The sequence below is a fragment of the Asanoa sp. NPDC049573 genome (genome assembly GCF_040676615.1).
Classification (GTDB): Bacteria; Actinomycetota; Actinomycetes; order Mycobacteriales; family Micromonosporaceae; genus Asanoa.
This window is the reverse complement of the sequence record NZ_JBFAPI010000004.1, coordinates 218286-236020: the sequence shown is the minus strand read 5'-3', so window position 1 is coordinate 236020 and position 17735 is coordinate 218286. Positions and strand designations below refer to the sequence as shown.

The 17735-nt window shown below is 70.6% G+C and carries 12 protein-coding genes and 1 riboswitch; of the genes, 8 read left to right on the top strand and 4 right to left on the bottom strand.

The features are described 5' to 3' along the window. Nucleotides 1-91: 91 nt before the first annotated feature. Nucleotides 92-1096 (top strand): methylmalonyl Co-A mutase-associated GTPase MeaB, encoded by a 1005-nt coding sequence (gene meaB, locus AB0J74_RS11165; RefSeq protein ID WP_363447052.1) that lies wholly within the window; start codon nucleotides 92-94, stop codon nucleotides 1094-1096. Between the two features lie 133 nt (nucleotides 1097-1229). Next, entirely contained in the window at nucleotides 1230-1793 is a 564-nt protein-coding gene (locus AB0J74_RS11160; RefSeq protein WP_363447050.1) for a dihydrofolate reductase family protein, read from the top strand. Between the two features lie 39 nt (nucleotides 1794-1832). On the opposite strand, the gene AB0J74_RS11155 is transcribed toward AB0J74_RS11160, so the two are convergent. After that, on the bottom strand, nucleotides 1833-2831 hold the full coding sequence (locus AB0J74_RS11155; RefSeq protein ID WP_363447049.1) for an RNA polymerase subunit sigma-70: 999 nt from the start codon (nucleotides 2829-2831) through the stop codon (nucleotides 1833-1835). A 169-nt stretch (nucleotides 2832-3000) separates the two neighbouring features. Then, a riboswitch (cobalamin riboswitch) is annotated at nucleotides 3001-3213 on the top strand. Between the two features lie 115 nt (nucleotides 3214-3328). On the opposite strand from AB0J74_RS11155, the gene AB0J74_RS11150 reads away from it, so the two are divergent. Both AB0J74_RS11150 and AB0J74_RS11145 read left to right on the top strand, forming a co-directional pair. Continuing rightward, nucleotides 3329-5695, top strand: a complete 2367-nt coding sequence (locus tag AB0J74_RS11150) for a ribonucleoside-diphosphate reductase subunit alpha (protein ID WP_363447047.1) — start codon at nucleotides 3329-3331, stop codon at nucleotides 5693-5695. Between the two features lie 17 nt (nucleotides 5696-5712). Further along, the gene (locus tag AB0J74_RS11145; RefSeq protein ID WP_363447775.1) at nucleotides 5713-6690 is read left to right on the top strand and encodes a ribonucleotide-diphosphate reductase subunit beta; all 978 of its coding nucleotides are present in this window, start codon (nucleotides 5713-5715) and stop codon (nucleotides 6688-6690) included. On the opposite strand, the gene AB0J74_RS11140 is transcribed toward AB0J74_RS11145, so the two are convergent. Next, nucleotides 6687-7937 carry an EAL domain-containing protein gene (locus AB0J74_RS11140; protein WP_363447045.1) on the bottom strand — a complete coding sequence of 417 codons (1251 nt, stop codon included), beginning with the start codon at nucleotides 7935-7937 and terminating at the stop codon, nucleotides 6687-6689. The two genes, AB0J74_RS11145 and AB0J74_RS11140, sit on opposite strands and share 4 nt — an antisense overlap. Nucleotides 7938-8117: 180 nt before the next feature. Beyond that, nucleotides 8118-8483, bottom strand: a complete 366-nt coding sequence (locus tag AB0J74_RS11135) for a hypothetical protein (protein ID WP_363447042.1) — start codon at nucleotides 8481-8483, stop codon at nucleotides 8118-8120. A 445-nt stretch (nucleotides 8484-8928) separates the two neighbouring features. Between AB0J74_RS11135 and AB0J74_RS11130 the strand changes: the two genes are divergently transcribed. The 4 genes from AB0J74_RS11130 to AB0J74_RS11115 all read left to right on the top strand — a co-directional run bounded on the left by AB0J74_RS11130 (nucleotide 8929) and on the right by AB0J74_RS11115 (nucleotide 17034). Next, nucleotides 8929-10581 carry a hypothetical protein gene (locus AB0J74_RS11130; protein WP_363447039.1) on the top strand — a complete coding sequence of 551 codons (1653 nt, stop codon included), beginning with the start codon at nucleotides 8929-8931 and terminating at the stop codon, nucleotides 10579-10581. A 139-nt stretch (nucleotides 10582-10720) separates the two neighbouring features. Further along, nucleotides 10721-11383: a hypothetical protein gene (locus AB0J74_RS11125; protein ID WP_363447037.1), complete on the top strand. Its 663-nt coding sequence runs from the start codon at nucleotides 10721-10723 to the stop codon at nucleotides 11381-11383. Beyond that, on the top strand, nucleotides 11380-12099 hold the full coding sequence (locus AB0J74_RS11120) for a cobalt transporter (RefSeq protein WP_363447035.1): 720 nt from the start codon (nucleotides 11380-11382) through the stop codon (nucleotides 12097-12099). The genes AB0J74_RS11125 and AB0J74_RS11120 overlap by 4 nt, the downstream gene beginning before the upstream one ends. A 12-nt stretch (nucleotides 12100-12111) precedes the next feature. Then, complete coding sequence (locus tag AB0J74_RS11115; RefSeq protein ID WP_363447033.1) at nucleotides 12112-17034, top strand: carbohydrate-binding protein; 4923 nt, start codon at nucleotides 12112-12114, stop codon at nucleotides 17032-17034. A 22-nt stretch (nucleotides 17035-17056) separates the two neighbouring features. On the opposite strand, the gene AB0J74_RS11110 is transcribed toward AB0J74_RS11115, so the two are convergent. Then, nucleotides 17057-17683 (bottom strand): hypothetical protein, encoded by a 627-nt coding sequence (locus AB0J74_RS11110; RefSeq protein WP_363447031.1) that lies wholly within the window; start codon nucleotides 17681-17683, stop codon nucleotides 17057-17059. Between the last annotated feature and the right edge of the window lie 52 nt (nucleotides 17684-17735).

The window sequence follows — 17735 nt, the reverse complement described above, 5'->3', positions numbered from 1 at the left end:
GGCCAGGTCCACGGTCGCTCGTGGGCGAACGAGGCCACGGCGTGAGCGGGCGCGGCCGGGTCTGTCGGTGGTCGTGGTCCGAGGCGGCAGGATGACCCGCCCGGCGGTCGAGGTCGACAAACTGGCGGCCGGGGTGCGGGCCGGCGCCACCGCGGCGGTGGCGCGGGCGATCACGCTGGTCGAGTCGACCCGGCCCGACCATCGCGCCCGGGCGCAGGAACTGCTGACCCTGCTGGCGCCGGACGCCGGCGGCGCCCGGCGGGTCGGCGTCAGCGGCGTGCCCGGCGTCGGCAAGTCCACCTTCATCGACGCCCTCGGCAGCCAACTGACAGCCGCTGGCCACCGGGTCGCGGTGCTCGCCGTCGACCCGTCGTCGACCCGCAGTGGCGGCAGCATCCTCGGTGACAAGACCCGGATGGCCCGGCTCGCCGTCGACCCGGCCGCGTTCGTGCGTCCGTCGCCGACCGCCGGCACGCTCGGCGGCGTCGCCAACGCTACCCGCGAGGCGATCGTGGTGGTCGAGGCGGCCGGCTACGACGTGGTCGTCGTCGAGACGGTCGGCGTCGGCCAGTCCGAGGTCACCGTCGCCGAGATGGTCGACACGTTCCTGTTGCTCACGCTGGCCCGCACCGGCGACCAGCTCCAGGGCATCAAGAAGGGTGTGCTCGAGCTCGCCGACGTCATCGCGGTGAACAAGGCCGACGGTCCACACGCGACAGAGGCCGAGAAGGCCGCGCGTGAGCTGTCGTCCGCCCTGCGGTTGCTGCGCGCGCCGGAGGATGCCTGGCAGCCGCCGGTGCTCACCTGCAGCGGCCTCGACGGCGACGGGATCGCCGCCCTGTGGGACCACGTCGTCCGGCACCACGAATGGCTGGCCGCTTCCGGCGACCTCTACCGGCGGCGCGGCGCGCAGCAGGTGGCCTGGATGTGGGCGACGATCCGAGCGCGGCTGCTCGACCAGTTGCGCCACCACGCCGACGTCGCCGCGCTCGCGCCAGGCCTGGAGGATCAGGTCCGCGCCGGCGGGCTGACGCCGGCCGCGGCGGCCGACCAGATCCTGGGCGTCTTCGGCAAGCCGGACCCTTCCATCGGGTAGGGCGCGAACCCGGCACGGCCTGGATCCGCGGCGGCGCCGGTCGTGCACCGATTAGCTTTTCGCGCCGGGCCCGTCTGTACCTACAAAGTCCGATCCACGAGAGGCTGCCACGGTGCGGAAACTGACCTTTGCCATGAATGTGACGTTGGACGGCTACATCGCCGCGCCCGGCGACGACCTCGGCTGGAGTGGGGGTGACGGACCCGATTCGTCGCCGAGCGGCGAGCTGTTCCAGTTCTGGTCCGACCGGGTGGCGACGACGGGCCTGGCGCTGTACGGGCGCAAGCTGTGGGAGACGATGAGCTCCGACTGGCCGACCGCCGACCAGCGACCCGGCGCCACACAGGCGGAGATCGAGTTCGCCGGCCGCTGGCGGGACATGCCAAAGGTCGTGTTCTCCTCGACGATCAGCACGGTCGATTGGAACTCGCGCCTGGCCACCGGCGACGCGGTCGCCGAGATCACCCGACTCAAGACAGAGGACGCCGGCCCGATGGACATCGGCGGCGCGACACTGGCCGGGGCGGCCATGCGTGCCGGGTTGATCGACGAGTACGTGCTGGTCACCGCTCCGGTGCTGGTGGGCGGCGGCACACCGTTCTTCACCGCGCTGGACAGCTGGGTGAAACTGAACCTCGTGGAGACGCGGACATTTCCCGGCGGCGTCCTGCTGACCCGATACGAGACGAGGCGATGAGCACGGGCCATCTGCTCGGCGCGTGCGGCCCGGTCGCGATCACAGCGTCGGGGGCAGGCCCAGCCATGGTTTGTCGGCCGCGTCGAATCCGGTGAGCTCGGCGATCTTCCCGTCGACGACGTGCAGGACCGCCATGGTGAACAAGCGGTACGCCCCGTCGTCGGGGGTGCGCAGGTAAAGCGCGGCGGCGGACATGCGGTTGACCATCGTGGTGACACAGCGCCAGTCGTCGTAGCCGGGCTGGAAGAGCCCGGCGGAGACCCAGCCGTCCACCGCGTCCTTGGCCGTGACGACCGAGGTGCCCGCGTCGGGCAGCATCACGAAGCGCAGGTCGTCGCGGAGCAGGGAGATCAGCCCGTCGAGGTCGTTGCGCTCGTGGGCGTCGATATACGACTTCACCACGCCGCGCTCGTCGTTCGACAGCTCGTGGGTGGCGGGTCTGCGCCAGTCGAGGCGGCGGTCAGGCAGCTGCTGGCGCATCGTCACCCGGGCCCGCTGCAGTGCGCTGGTCACCGATGCGACGGTCAGCTCGAGGGCGTCGGCGGCCCGCGCCGCCGGCCAGCCGACGACGTCGCGCAGGATGAACACGGCCCGCTGCCGCGGCGGCAGGTGCTGCACGGCGACGATGAACGCCAGCTCGATCGTTTCTCGCGCCACCGCCGATTCCTGCGGGTCCTCGGGGAGCATCCGGTCGGGGTACGGCTGCAGGTAGAGCACCTCGGAGCCGACGTCGGCCAGCACGGGTGTGCGGTCGTTGCGCTTCTCCAGGAAGTCGAGGCAGGCGTTCGTCGCGATCCGGTAGAGCCAGGTCCGTAGCGCCGCGTGGCCCTTGAACGACTCGCGCTTGTTCCACGCTCGCAGGAACGTCTCCTGCGTCAGGTCCCGGGCGTCCTCATAATTCGCGAGCATCCGGTAGCAATGCACCTGCAGCTCACGGCGGTGGCGCTCGGTGATGAGAGCGAACCGCGCCGGATCGCCTGAGCGAACCACCGCGACGATCGTGGCCTCGTCAGCGCCCAGCGGTTCAGCGTCGGTCATGGTCGTCCATCCTTCCACCGGGTCGGTCGGTCATCACAACCGACGACGAAGGGGAAGGATTCTGATCGGTGCGGGCCGACCCGCGCCAGCGGCGCACCTGACGTGACGTGATCCACCGCGACACGCCGACACAGCATCTGGTGTTGCTGTTTCGGGGTGGCACCCATATATGGTGTCTCTCGCAGCTGGTTCGGCCCGCGAGGGTCGAGGCAACAGGGAACCCGGTGTGAAACCGGGACTGCCCCGCAGCGGTGAGTGGGAACGACCGCCGTCAACGAAGCACTGGGCCCGGGCCTGGGAAGCGACGGTCAGTAGGAGACGCCGGCAATGACGCCGGTGACGCCCGCGAGTCCGAAGACCTGCCAGCGCGCCGCACGCCCCCGGCGTGCGGCGGCCTGCGGCCGCGTGGGACGGTCGACGCCACGAGCCGACCCCCTGCGGGCCGGCGGCGTCTTCCTGCGCGTCCGGCGGCCATCGAGGCGGTAGGAGGGGGACCCATGACGGTCACGCAGGAGAAGACGGCGGTGCCGGAGCAGCGCCGGCACGTGATGCAGGTGCGCAAGCGCAACGGCGACCTGGAAGCGGTCGACGTCAACAAGATCGTGAGGGCGGTCGAGCGGTGGGTCGGCGACCTTGACGAGGTCGACCCGATGCGGGTGGCGACCAAGACGATCAGCGGGCTCTACGACGGTGCCACCACCGCCGAGCTCGACAAGCTGTCGATCCAGACCGCCGCTGAGCTGATCGGCGAGGAGCCGCAGTATTCGCGACTGGCGGCCCGGCTGCTGGCGGCCTATGTGGACAAAGAGGTGCGCGGGCAGGGGGTCGCGAGCTTCAGCCAATCGATCCGGTACGCGTACGACCAGGGTCTGATCGGCGACGAGACCGCGCAGTTCGTGGCGCGTAACGCGCGCAAGCTGGACGACGCCGTCGACCCGGCCGGTGACCAGCGCTTCGAATACTTCGGCCTGCGTACGGTCGCCGACCGTTACCTGCTGCGCCACCCCCGGACCCGGCTCGTGGTCGAGACGCCGCAATACTGGCTGCTGCGCGTCGCGTGTGGCCTGTCGACCACGCCGGCCGAGGCGATCGGCTTCTACCGCCTGATGTCGAGCCTGGCCTACCTGCCCAGCTCGCCGACGCTGTTCAACTCCGGCACCCGGCACACCCAGATGTCGTCGTGCTTCCTGGTCGACTCGCCTCGCGACGAGCTGGACTCGATCTACGAGCGCTACCACCAGGTGGCGAAGCTCTCCAAGTTTTCCGGCGGCATCGGCATCTCCTGGTCACGGGTCCGCGGCCGGGGCGCGCTGATCCGGGGCACCAACGGCACATCCAACGGGATCGTGCCGTTCCTGAAGACGCTCGACGCCGGCGTAGCCGCGGTCAACCAGGGCGGCCGGCGCAAGGGCGCCGCCTGCGTCTACCTCGAACCGTGGCACCCCGACGTCGAGGAGTTCCTCGAACTGCGCGACAACACGGGCGAAGACTCCCGGCGTACGCACAACCTCAACCTGGCCAACTGGATCCCCGACGAGTTCATGCGCCGGGTCGAGGCCGACGAGGACTGGTCGCTGATCGACCCCTCCGACGCGCCGGAACTGCCCGACCTGTTCGGCGAGGCGTTCGACGACGCCTACCGGGCCGCGGAGAAGAAGGCCGTCAAGACGGTCAAGGCCCGCGACCTGTACGGCCGGATGATGCGCACGCTGGCCCAGACCGGCAACGGCTGGATCACCTTCAAGGACCGGTCGAACCAGCTCTCCAACCAGACCGGCGCGCCCGGCAACAGCATCCACCTCTCCAACCTGTGCACCGAGATCCTCGAGGTCAACTCCGACGAGGAGACGGCGGTCTGCAACCTCGGCTCGATCAACGTCGGCGCGCACCTCGGCCCCGACGGGGTCGACTGGGAGCGGCTGCGCGACACGGTCCGCACCGCGGTCGTCTTCCTCGACCGGGTGATCGACATCAACTACTACCCGTCGGCGCAGGCGGCGGCGTCGAACCCGCGCTGGCGGCCGGTCGGGCTCGGGCTGATGGGCCTGCAGGACGTGTTCTTCGCGCGGCGGCTGCCGTTCGACTCCGAGGCGGCCAAGGAGCTGTCCACCCGGATCCAGGAGGAGATCCTGCTGACCGCGCTGGAGACCTCCGCCGGGCTGGCCGAGGAGTTCGGCGCGCACCCCGCATTCGCCGAGACCCGCGCCGCGCAGGGCGTGCTGCACCCGGACCTGTGGGGCGCGACGCCCACCCAGACCGGTCGGTGGGCCGCGCTGCGCTCGCGCATCGCCGCGTCCGGACTGCGCAACTCGTTGCTGGTCGCGATCGCGCCGACGGCCACCATCGCGTCGATCGCCGGCTGCTACGAGTGCATCGAGCCGCAGGTCTCCAACCTGTTCAAGCGTGAGACCATGTCCGGCGAGTTCATGCAGATCAACACCTATCTGGTACGTGAGCTGAAGGCGCTGGGCCTGTGGACCGCACCGATCCGCGAGCGGATCAAGCGGGCCGAGGGTTCGGTGCAGGACATCGCGGAACTGCCCGCCGACGTCCGGGAGTTGTTCCGCACCGCGTGGGAGTTGCCGCAACGGGCGCTGATCGACGTGGCCGCCGCCCGGGCGCCCTACATCGACCAGTCGCAGTCGCTCAACCTGTTCCTGAGCGCGCCGACCATCGGCAAGCTCTCCTCGATGTATCTCCACGCCTGGAAAGCCGGGCTGAAGACCACCTATTACCTGAGGTCGCGCCCCGCGACCCGGATCCAGCAGGCGACGGTCGCCATCGCCCCGGTGGCTGTCGTCGCCGACGCCGAGGCCCTGGCCTGCTCGCTCGAAAACCCCGAGAGCTGCGAGGCGTGCCAGTGACTCTGCTCGACCCCGGTATGGACCTGACCCTTCGACCCATGCGCTATCCGGCGTTCTTCGACCGGTTCCGGGACGCCATCAAGAACACGTGGACGGTCGAAGAGGTCGACCTGCACACCGACCTGGCCGACCTGGCCAAGCTGTCGCCGGCCGAACGGCACCTGGTCTCGCGCCTGGTGGCCTTCTTCGCGACCGGCGACACGATCGTCGCCAACAACCTGGTGCTCAACCTCTACCAGCACGTCAACTCCCCGGAGGGGCGGCTCTACCTGTCGCGGCAGCTCTTCGAAGAGGCCGTACACGTGCAGTTCTATCTCAACCTGCTGGACACGTACGTGCCCGACGAGCAGGAGCGGTTCGAGGCGTTCGCCGCGGTGGAGAACATTCCGTCGATCCGGCGCAAGGCGGAGTTCTGTTTCCAGTGGATCGACTCGGTCTTCGCGCTACGCGAGCTCAAGACCCGCGACGACCGCCGGGCGTTCCTGCTCAACCTGATCTGCTTCGCGGCCTGCATCGAAGGGCTGTTCTTCTACGGCGCTTTCGCGTACGTGTACTTCCTGCGCTCCCGCGGGTTGCTGCACGGTCTGGCGTCGGGAACCAACTGGGTGTTCCGCGACGAGTCGATGCACATGGCGTTCGCGTTCGACGTGGTCGACGTCGTGCGTGCCGAGGAGCCGGACCTCTTCGACGACGAGATGGCCGCGTCCGTGCGGCGAATGCTGGCCGAGGCGGTCGACTGCGAGGCGCAGTTCGCCGAAGACCTGCTGGGCGGGGGAGTGCCCGGCCTGTCGGTCGCCGACATGCGCACCTATCTGGAGCACGTCGCCGACCGCAGGCTGGCCCAACTCGGCCTGCCCGAGCTCTACGGCGCGAAGAACCCGTTCGACTTCATGGCGTTGCAGGACGTGCAGGAGCTGTCGAACTTCTTCGAGCGCAGGGTGTCGGCCTACCAGGTCGGCGTCACCGGCACCGTCACGTTCGACGACGACTTCTAGTCGTCGTCGATCGGTTCGTTCTTGACCCTGCTGACGAGTGGGAGCGTGGCCTCGACGACGCGGTCCCACTCGTGGCTGGTGCCGGCGTCGAACGTGATGTCGGTGCCGGCCGTGTGCCGGCGCTGCCGGGCGAAGACGCCGCTGCCGTAGTGGCTGCCGACCAGCAGGGTGGTCCGCTCCTCGCGCAGCGGGTCGTCGGCGGCGATCGGGATGCCGCGCACCCGGCCACCCGGTGTGAACGGCACGCCGTGGCCGATCAGGAACACCTCGATGCCGCGGCTGGTCAGGAAGGCGTAGGTGATCGGGCTGTCCGGCGCCAGATGGCGCAGGTCGCCGATGTTGACGACGAGGATCGCGGGCCCGTTGGCGCGGGCGGCCTCCTCTTCGACGCTGGCCGACATCGCGCGCAGTTGGCTCGCCGTTGTCGGGTCGACCGGCTCGACCCGGGCGAGCACGTCGTAGGGCGTGGCCCGGGCGACCGGCCGCGGGCCCACCCGCGCGAGCGGCTGGTCGGAGGGGCGGATGTCGGTCGGCAAGGGCCCGGGCCGGCCGAAGAGCCAGCCCTGCGCGAAGGTCGCCCCGAGCGACCGCGCGACGTCGATGTGTTCGGGCCGCTCGACCCCTTCCGCGACGATCTGCGCACCGCGCCGCCGGGCGTCGTCGAGGACGGCGTTGACCACGTGCGAGTCGGTCGAGGCGCTCTGGGTGATGGTCCGGTCCAGCTTGATCACGTCAGGGTTGATCAGCGGCATCGCGGCCAGGCTGGCCGGGTCGATGCCGATGTCGTCGAGCGCGATCCGGGCCGTCTTGCGCCGCGCGTCGCCCACGGCGTCGAGCAGCCCGGCGGGCCGGCGGGTGACGGCCTTCTCGGTGATCTCCACGACCACGTTGCTGTCGGCCATCAGATCCGCGTACGCCGGCGCGACCCCGTCTGTTTCGGTGCTGAGCGTGTCGGGGTTGAAGTTGACGAACAGCGCGAGCTCGGGCATCGACGCCGCGCGGAACGCCCGGGTCGCCAGCGTCGCGCACAGCTGGTCGAGTTCGATCGACCGACCCGCCTCGGCGGCGGCCTCGAACAGCGCGGCCGGGGTGCGCAGCCGGCCCTCGGGTCCGCGCGCGAAGGCTTCGTAGCCGACCGGTCGCTGGTCGACCAGGGACACGACCGGCTGGAACTCCATTTCGATGAGTTGCTCCCGCATGATCTCGTCGAATTCCTCGTCGGGTGGCAGCTCGACCTCGAAGCCCATACCTTCGAGCCTCCCCGCGACGGCCGCCCCACAACCACCAATTCGGTTAATCGAATTCGCCTTTTAGAGCGATAAAGCGCTAAAGGCGCGACATATCGGGCGAGGCGGGGCTGCTTCCCACAGGGGTGCAGAGCAAAACGTGAAAGCGGATGCCGATGGGCCGCTCAATCCGGTGCTCTGCTAGGGGCTCGGCAGCCAGCGCCGGGCCGCGTCGGCGCAGTCGTCCGGCCTGCTGTTGAAGGCGATCGCCGCGTCGGGCTGGTGCAGCCGCACCAGGTTGACCACCCGCTCGAAAAGCGGGAGCAACGGCTCGTGGCCGCGGATGCCACCGCCGATCACCACGCAGGCGTACACCGCGCCGGTCAGCGCCGCGACGATCCGGCCCTCGGCGTCACCGTCGGGGTCGACCAGGCAATAGTCGGCCGCGATGCGCTGCTCGTCGAATCGGACCCGGCCGCGCTCGATCGCCGCCTGCACCGGGGCCGGGTCCCAACCGTCGATGGCGGCCGGATCCAGCCCGATCACCAGCACCCGTGGCTCTGTCACACCTGTGAACCTACGCCCTCGACAGCGCAGGATGATCCCTCCATCGTGGCGGGTGCGCGCTGCGCGGGCTCGCCGCTCGCGCTCCTGCTGGCCCGCCAGGGCCACCGGTCCTCGATGCCGACCTGCTGTCCATGTTCGACAACTGTCCCGCGTTCGCCGAGCAGATCCGCGCCGCCAGGCGCCAGGAGTGGCTGGTCGGCGCGTCGGTGCCGAACTACTTCCGGCACCCATAGGGCCCCGGCTGGGCACTTGTCGGCGACGCTGGCTACAGCCGGGACTTCATCACCGCACAGGGCATTATGGACGCGTTCGCACGGCTCAATTCCGGTATCACATCACCCGTTGAGTTCTTCGCGCCTGACAACGTCGGCCGAATGTTGAGCAGACAGCAGGAGAAGGCGGCTTCCGGACTGACATCCGCGAGGGCCGCGCGGATACTGCCCAGGTGGCAACGCTCACGGGGGCAGGTCCAACCGAAACACCATCCGGCGACAAAGCGGCGGGCCGGGTCGGCGAATGGTGCTATCGCATCGCGCTCCCGCTGGTGCTGGCCGTCGGCATCGTCGGCGCCACCCGCGTCTGGTGGGTCGCGCTCGGGATGTGGAAAGACGAAGCCGGCATCGCCAACAATCTGACCCGTTCCTATTTCCAGCTGACCGCCCACCTCACCTACGACCAGGTCGCGCCGGTCGGCTGGCTGTGGCTGGAGAAGACGCTGCTCGAGCAGGTCGGCTCCGGCGACCGGGTGCTCCGGCTGCCGGCCTATCTCGGCGCGCTGGCCGTGTTGGTCCTGGGCACCTTGATCGCGCGGCGGGCGATCGGCCGGGCCGGCGCGGTGGCGGTCGCGGCGCTGCTGGTGGCCTCGCCGATGCTGCTGGTCTATGCCGGGGAGGTCAAGCAGTACAGCTGGGAAGCCGGCATCGCCCTGGCGTTGCTCGTGCTGGCCGCGTGGGCCTACCAGGCCCTGCGCTGGACCGGGTGGGGTGGCTGGTGGCGGGCCGTGCCGTGGGTCGGCGTCACGGGAGTGGCGGTGTTCGTCTCCTACAGCGCGATCCTGGTCGTCGCCGCCGTCACCGCGGCCCTGGCCGGCCTGCACCTGCTGCGCCGGGCCTGGGTCGACGCGGGCTGGCTGGCCGCACTGTCCACTCCGGCCGGCGCCACCGCCGCCTATCTGGTCTACCGGCGACACCGGTTCTCGTTCTATCCACACCAGACGGACTACTTCGTCGGGGGTACGGCGCCGGAGGGCGCGAGCCCGGGGGAGTTCCTCGCGTGGTTCCCGTTCATGTGGGGCAGGTTCGTCGCCTCGCCGATGAACTGGGACCTGCCCTGGCTCGTGCTGCCGTTCATGCTGGTCGGTGCGGTGGCACTCTGGCGGCGCCGCCGGCTGTGGGCCGCGCTGCTGGTGATGCTCTTCCTGGCCGCGATCGGCGGCGGCGCCGCCCGTGGCTATCCGGTGGTCCAGCGGCCCGCGATGTATCTGATCGCCCCGGCCGTGATCCTGGTCGTGGCCGGCGTCGACGGGTTGGTGCGGGCCGCCGCCGGGCTGGGCCGGCACCGCCGTCATCTCGTCGCGGCCGTGGCCTCGGTCGTGCTGCTGGCGGCGGTCGGTGCGATCGCCCGGCCCGGTGCCCGACTCGTGCCGGAGGAGATCGCCCACCCGCTCGGCAAGGAAGGCCTGCGCTACGGGCTCAGCGACATCGCCGATCAGATCCGACCGGGCGACAAGGTGCTGGTCTACTACTTCGGCAACGCCGTCACCACGTGGTATCGGCCGCTGCTCGGCATCGACGTGCCGGTCTACCACGTGCGGTTGTGCCGCCTCGACCGGCCCGACGACAAGGAACGCCGGCTCTACGACCTGATCGGCGACGCCAAACGGGTGTTCTACGTGCAGGGCCAGCTCAGCAACGTCAGCCCGAAGGACAGCTTCGACGTCACGCTGCGCGCCCTCGACGCGATGGGCAGCGTCAAGGAGCGACACGAGGCCCCGACCGATCGCGTCGGTCCGCACTCGTGGGCGCTCGTCGAGCTGGAGCAGGTGCCACCGACCCCGCGACCCGCACGCACTGGCGACCCCTGCCTCGAGATCTACTGAGGACCGCCGACCCAGCGATGATCACCTAATTGTTCACGTTGGGCTTTCCTGCTGATCACCGCTCCGAGCCCCGCGGTTTCATCCAACCGGCACAGACTCAGCGCTGCCCGAACCCCACTCGTAGCTGGAGCGCTGTTCCGTGCCCCTCCGCGGCCGTCTCGTCGGCCTGTCCTGTGCCCTGGCCTGCGCCGCCGTGTTCGCGCTGCCCGCACCGGCCGGCGCGCACCCCTTCGGCGACCCGCAGACCGTGGCGATCGCCGCGGACCCCGCCCGGCCCGAGGTCGTGCGGGTCCGGTGGAAGGTGGGCGGGCTCGACGACCTGACCGTCCTCGGCGTCGCGCTCGGCCTGTTGCCGCAGGACCGGGTGCTGCTCGACGGCGCGGTGTTCTACGAGGACTCCGACGCGAAGGCGATCGGTCCGTCGCCGGCCTTCGCCGACTACCTGCTCAAGCAGGTCACGGTCAGCAGCGACGGGCAGGCCTGTGCCGGCCGTGTCACGGCGCCCGACGACCTGGCCGGCGGCGGCGCTTCGATCGACTACACCTGCCCGGCCGCGGTCGAGGTGGCCACCGTGGCGGTGCGAACGCTCACCGACCTCAATCCCGCCTACCACACCCTGGCCACGGGCCCGGGCGGCGCGCGGGCGGTCTACACCTCCGACGCCTACTCCCATGACTGGACCCTCGGCGCCGTCGACGCGGGATCCGGCCGCGGCGCGGCCCTCCAGCTCGGCGCTGTTGTCGCCGGCCTGCTGGTGGTCGCGGCGGCCGCGGTCGCGCTGCGCCGACGGGTGGCCGCATGACCGTCGCCGACCAGCTGCAGGCCGCCATCCATGCGCCGGGCGTGACACCGCTCGCGTTCGGACTCGCCTTCGTCGCCGGCGCCGGCCACGCCGTGACGCCGGGGCACGGCAAGAGTCTGGCGGCCGCCTACCTCGTCGGTTCGCGCGGCCGGGTCCGGGACGCGGCCTGGCTCGGCGGGTCGGTCGCGGCGATGCACACGCTGTCCGTACTCGTGATCGGTCTGGCCTGGACGTTCCTGTCCCTTTCGGACCTGATCCGCATGCAGGACCTGACCCGCTGGCTCGAACTGGCAGCCGGGCTCCTGGTGGTCGGCACCGGCCTCTGGCTCTTCCGCCGCCACAGCCACAGCCACGCGAGCGGCCACAGCCACGACCACCACCACGACCACGGCCGGCGGCCCGGCCTGCTCGTGCTCGGCGCCTCCGGCGGCCTGACCCCGTCGCCGGCGGCGTTCCTCGTGCTCGTCACCGGCCTGTTCCTCGGCCGAGCCGGCTTCGCACTGCTGCTGGTCCTCGTGTTCGGCGCCGGGATGGCCGTCGTGCTCTTCGGTGTCGGCCTGCTCGCGATCGGCGGCAGCACCGTCGTCACCCGCGGTGCCCGCACGCACGCCGCCCTGCGCCTCGCCACCCGGGCGGCCCCGCTGCTGGCCGCGGCCGGCATCACGCTCTTCGGCGCCGGTCTCACCACCGTCGCCGCGATCCAACTCACCGCATAAAGAGAGGCCTTCATGACGCGCCGAGTACGTGCGCTGGCACTAGCCCTGGTGGTCGTCGCCGCCACCACGGTCGTACCCAGACCCGCCGGGGCCGCGGAGGCACCGCCGGTCGCCGGCGGCGCACCATCCCTCAACCTCCGCGACGGCCAGGCGCTCGACGGCACTGTCACGCTCACGGCCGAACCCACGGCGGAGAACGACTCGGTCGCGCAGATCTCCCTCGACGGGGACAAGGTCGACGCGGACAAGACCGCCGGGACCGCGCACTTCGCGTTCGACATGGGCGGCAACGGCACCGAGGCCCGCTACCACAACTACATCACCGTCAACGGCCACACGGCCGACGCCGAGAAGGTCTACTTCCCGGACGTTCCCGGCGGCAACTCGGGCGGGCTCGACTTTCCCGGTGAGTGGCTCAACGCGGGCGCCAACACGATCACCGTGCAGGCCGGCGCCAACTGGGTCGACACCACCAACACCGCGGCGGTCGGCTACGAGCAACTGCCCTACGGCGAGGGCGGACGCTGCCCCAACTTCGACGACTTCCCGCTCAGCAACATCGGCCTGAGCCTGCTCGGCGTGGTCATCGACGGCGAGGCCAACCTGTTCAGCTACAGCTTCGGCGACGGCACCTGCGGCAGTTCGACGCCGCGGCTGACACAGACGCTGACGTTCGTGGTCTCCGGCGAGCCGGGCAACACCTCCGGCCTGCGCTACGCGCTCGACACGCGGACGCTCTCGAACGGCAGCCACACGGTCAAGGCGGTCACCGCTTCCGGCGCGACCACCAGCGTGCCGGTCACCGTCAACAACCCGCCCGCCGGCTCAGCCAAGGTCACGCCGGCCGAGGGCGCGCTGGTCCGCGGCGTCCAGCCCGTGATCGCGGCCGGGCCGCTCGACGGCGACACCGGCGTCGACGCGATCGCGGTCGACGGCAAGCCGGCGCAGAACGCCGCGACCCTCGCCGCCGGCACGTCGACGTTCAGCTTCACCGTCGCGGCCGGCAACTCGATCGAGGCCCGCTACCAGAACTACCTGATGGTCAACGGCAACCGGGTCGACCTTGGCGGCGACTACGGAGCCACGGCGGCCGAGCAGGTCGCCGTCAAGCTGCCGAACCGCTTTCTGCGCCCGGGCGCCAACGTGATCCAGGTCGTCACCGGCGACTACAACTCCGGCAGCGGCGCCACCCTCTGCGCCAACCACGACGACTTCAAGATCGCTCGGAGTACGGTCGGCCTGGCGGTGAGCACCGGAACGGCCACGCTCGACGAGGTGTCCTATGTGACCGGTGACACCCGCACCGCGACCGCCGACACCACGCTCGCGCTCGGCGACGGCACCTGCGGCGCCAACCAGGACGCCGAGTTCGCGTTCACCATCGCCGGCGCCGAGACCGCCCGGACGATCGCCACGCTCGGCAGCGGCAAGGACGCCAAGCTCCGACTGTTCATCGGCGGCAACGGCACGGACGGCGGCTACCGGAACCAGGTGCTGATCAACGGCATCCCGCTCGACATGGGCATCTGGGAGAAGGAGACCGCCGAACTCAGGTTCCCCGACGAGTGGCTGGTGCCCGGCGTCAACGTGCTCGACTTCGTGGCCGGCATCAACCCGACCACGATCGCGGCCGACTGCCCGACCGGCAACTTCGACGACTTCACCATGCGCGACTTCGAGTTGCTGCCGGCTGCCGGCACCGCGACGCCGCTGAGCCGGTCGGTCGCCCAGACCACCGTGACCATCGGCTCCTCCTCCTACCCGGCGGGCTCGCAGGTCACCACGTTCATGGGTGACGGCACCTGCGGAAGCACGTACAACAGCGTCCTGCGCAAGGAGATCCTCTTCGACGTCGACTCGGCGCCCAAGGGCCTGCGCGCCGACGTCGACACCGCCACGCTCGAAGACGGGCCGCACACGGTCACCGCCACGAGCGGCGACCGCGACGCCACCCGCACGTTCCGGGTCGACAACGCGGCACCGGTCGTGGAGAGCAGCGTGCCCGCCGAGGGCCAGCGGCTGACCGCGACCGTCGCCCTCGACATCCGGATAAAGGACGCGACCGGCGTCGCGGGTACGCCGGTCGTCACGCTCGACGGAAAGGCGGTCAAGCAGGGCGACCAGATCGGTCACGGGCTGCCGGCCGGCTCGCACACGCTGGCCGTCTCGGCCACCGACACGCTCGGCAACAGCGCCACCCGCCAGGTGCACTTCACCAGCGCCAGCATCCCGGACGTGCCGACCGCCCTGGCCGCGGCCGTCACCGGCACCAACGCGCCGTCGGCCACGCTGTCGGCCAAGGTTCCCGGCGAAGACGGTGTGCCCCTGACGGCGACCTTCACCAAGGCCGAGGTCGTCGCGCCGTCGGCCGGCTACCAGGGCATCGCGGCCGCGGTGCCGACCACCCTGGACGTGCAGCACGGTCCCGGGATCGACCTCGACTCGCTGCGCCCGCTCGACGGCCGCACGATCGACACGTCGTCGAGCCGCGACGTGGTGTTCCAGCGCTATGAGGTGCCGCTCACCGCGGCCCAGAAGGCGCCCACCCTGCGCTGGGAGGGCACCATCGACCCGGCCCGGGTCGTCGCGCTGCGGGTGTGGCACCCGGAGCGCAAGAAGTGGGACGTGCTGACCAGCGCCCGCGGCACCTCGGGGCAGAACACCGTGCTGACCGCGCCGCTGACCGACGCCTACCGCGACGGTGGCGGCGTGCACGTGTTGGTCACCGGCGAGGACCCGTTCGCCGACGACCTCTCGCCGCACGACTCCGCGGCACAGAACGACAAGGACCGGTTCGAGGACCCGTCGTCGTACGACTTCGCGCTCGCCCACTTCACCGACACCCAGTATCTGAGCGAGGGTGCGGCCGGCGGCACGAACGAGGACTTCGACGGCCGTTCCGAGTCATCCGATGTGCAGGCCGCCGAGGAGCAGGCGATCTTCGCGGCCGCCTACCGCGACCAGACACAGTGGATCGCCGACAACGCGGCCGGCCGGAAGATCGCCTACACCGCGCACACCGGCGACGTCATCGAGAACGACTACTACGACCCGCTGGCCCGGAACGCGGACGGCTCACTGCAGCGGCCCGGCCTCAACGAACAGGTCGACAAGGAGTTCGCGCTGGCCTCGGGCTACCAGAAGGTGCTCGACGACCGGGGCGTGGTCAACCAGGTCATCGCCGGCAACCACGACAACCAGTTGGGCGCCGAGACCGGCCCCGACTCCCGGTTCAGCAGGACATTCGGCGCCGACCGCTACTACCAGGTCGCGGGCGGCTGGCCGGCCGGCACCGAGTACCACGCCTGGGACGAGCGGACCAACGCCGACGGCGGTGTCACGCCGGGCAAGGACAACCAGAACAACTACGTGCTGTTCTCCGCCGGCGGGCTGGACTTCGTCGCGGTGGGCCTGTCCTACGGCGTCACGCCCGACGAGGCCAAGTGGGCCGACTCGGTCTTCAAGCGCTACAAGGACCGCAACGGCATCCTGCTCTCGCACGACTACCTGCGCCCGTCGACCAACCCCGACGGCCGTGGGGCGGCATTCTCCACACCGGACGGCTCGCCGCTCTACAAGCTCGTGGTGGAGAACAACCCGAACGTGTTCCTGGTGCTCGCCGGCCACGAGCACGGGGTCGGCACCAACCTGAAGTCGAAGGTCGGCGTCACGGTCTCGCACGACGTGGTCGAGTTGCTGGCGGACTACCAGTTCTACACGGTCGCGGCCGGTGAGCTCTGGCCCAACCTGGTGGACGGTGCCGGCAACATCGACCTCAACGGCGACGGCACGGTCGACCACAAGGCCACCGACCGGCTGCAGTTCGGTGCCAGCTTCCTGCGGCTGCTGCAGTTCGACGTGCGGCGGGCCGAGATGCACATCGACACCTACTCGCCGCTGCTCGACAACTTCGGCGCGACGGAATACGACATCCGGCAGGACGGCAGCCAGCCGAAGCCGCGCTACAACGGCGCCGAGGACAACCTCACGCTCCCGGTCGACCTGACCACCCGGAAGACCTCGTTCAGCACGGACTCGCTCGCCGCGTACGTGCCGGCCGGGGTGATCGGCTCCGACGAGATCACCGCGAACAGCACGGCCACGGTCACCTGGACGGGCCTGAAGCCGGCGACGTCGTACGCCTGGGTGGTCGAGGCCAGGACCGCCGACGGCGGTGTGGCGGTGGCCCAGCCCGCGGTCTTCCGCACCGGCAAGGGCGTCGCGACCGTGACGGCCGCCTCGAACCCGGTCGACTGGGGCAAGGCGGCCACGGTGACCGTCAAGGTCGACGCGGCCCCGGTCGTCGCCACCGGCACGGTCACCCTGCGCGAGGGTGACCTGGTCCGCGGCACCGCGGCCCTGGCCAACGGGACAACGACCTTCACCCTGCCGGTCGGCCTGGCCGGTGGTACGCACGCGCTGACGGCCTCGTACGCCGGGAGCGATGTCCTGGATCCGGTCACGGCGACGGTCACCGTGACCGTCAACCTGCCGGCGGAATGGAACGCGTCGAAGGTCTACAACAGCGGTGACCGGGTGGCCTACCAGGGCAAGGTGTTCGTCGCGTCCTGGTATGCGCGGAACGACAAGCCCGGTGACCCGGTCGGCCCGTGGCAGGAACTGGCCATGACCGAGGCGGGCGTGTCGATCTGGACGCCCTCGCGCATCTTCAACGGCGGCGACGTCGTGACCCACGCCGGCAAGCAGTGGCGGGCCCGCTGGTATACCCGCAACCAGCAGCCCGGCGACCCGAACGGGCCGTGGGAGGAGATCGTGCCGCCGCCGGCCGACGGCAGCCCGTCGGCCTGGGCCCCGAGCACGATCTACAACAGCGGCGACAAGGTGACCTACCAGGGCACGCGCTACGAAGCCAGGTGGTACACCCGCAACCAGGTGCCCGGTGACGCCAACGGCCCCTGGAAGAGTATCGGCTGACGGTCGGCCGGGTCGGGCGCGCTCATGCGCCCGGCCCGGCGGCCCAGTCGCTCGGCAGACTCGACCGGCCGGCACGGGCCGCGGCGATCCAGTCGCGCAGGTCGGCGGTCGAGCGGTCGACCGTTTTCCCGGTCGTGTCGATCACCGTCACGATCCAACGTGGATCACCGCTCGACCATCCGGTCCAGCGGTGCCAGCGCATCGCGGACCACCCACCGATGGTGATCGCCTCCGGGAGATGCCGGGGGTCGGCCGCATGGCCGCGGTGCCACCGCGCCCACCCGACAAAGGACCTCGCCCGGTCGGGCGGCCATTTCCCGGGGTCACGGCGCTCGAGCCGGCGCAGCCGCTCGTCGTCGGCCACGTCGAGCAGGCAGGCCGCGATGCCGTCCAGGTCGACCGCCGACGGGCAGGCCAGCACCTCGCCCAGCGGCGACTGTCCCGTGAGCAGGAGATCGAGGCCCGACTCCTGATAGTCGAGCGCCCGCCTCGCCCAGTCCTCCATGCTCCGTTGTCGCCACTCGCCGTCGGCGTCGACCGGCACGCCGATCTCGTCGAAGTCGTGCACGACCAGGCCGGGCAGGTCGGCGCAGGCGCGGGCCGCGGTGGTCTTGCCGGAGCAACTGGAACCGGAGATCGTCAGCAGCATCCCGTTAGTGTCGCTGCTGAAAGGCGACTGCTGGCGGGGCGGCGTTCTGGGA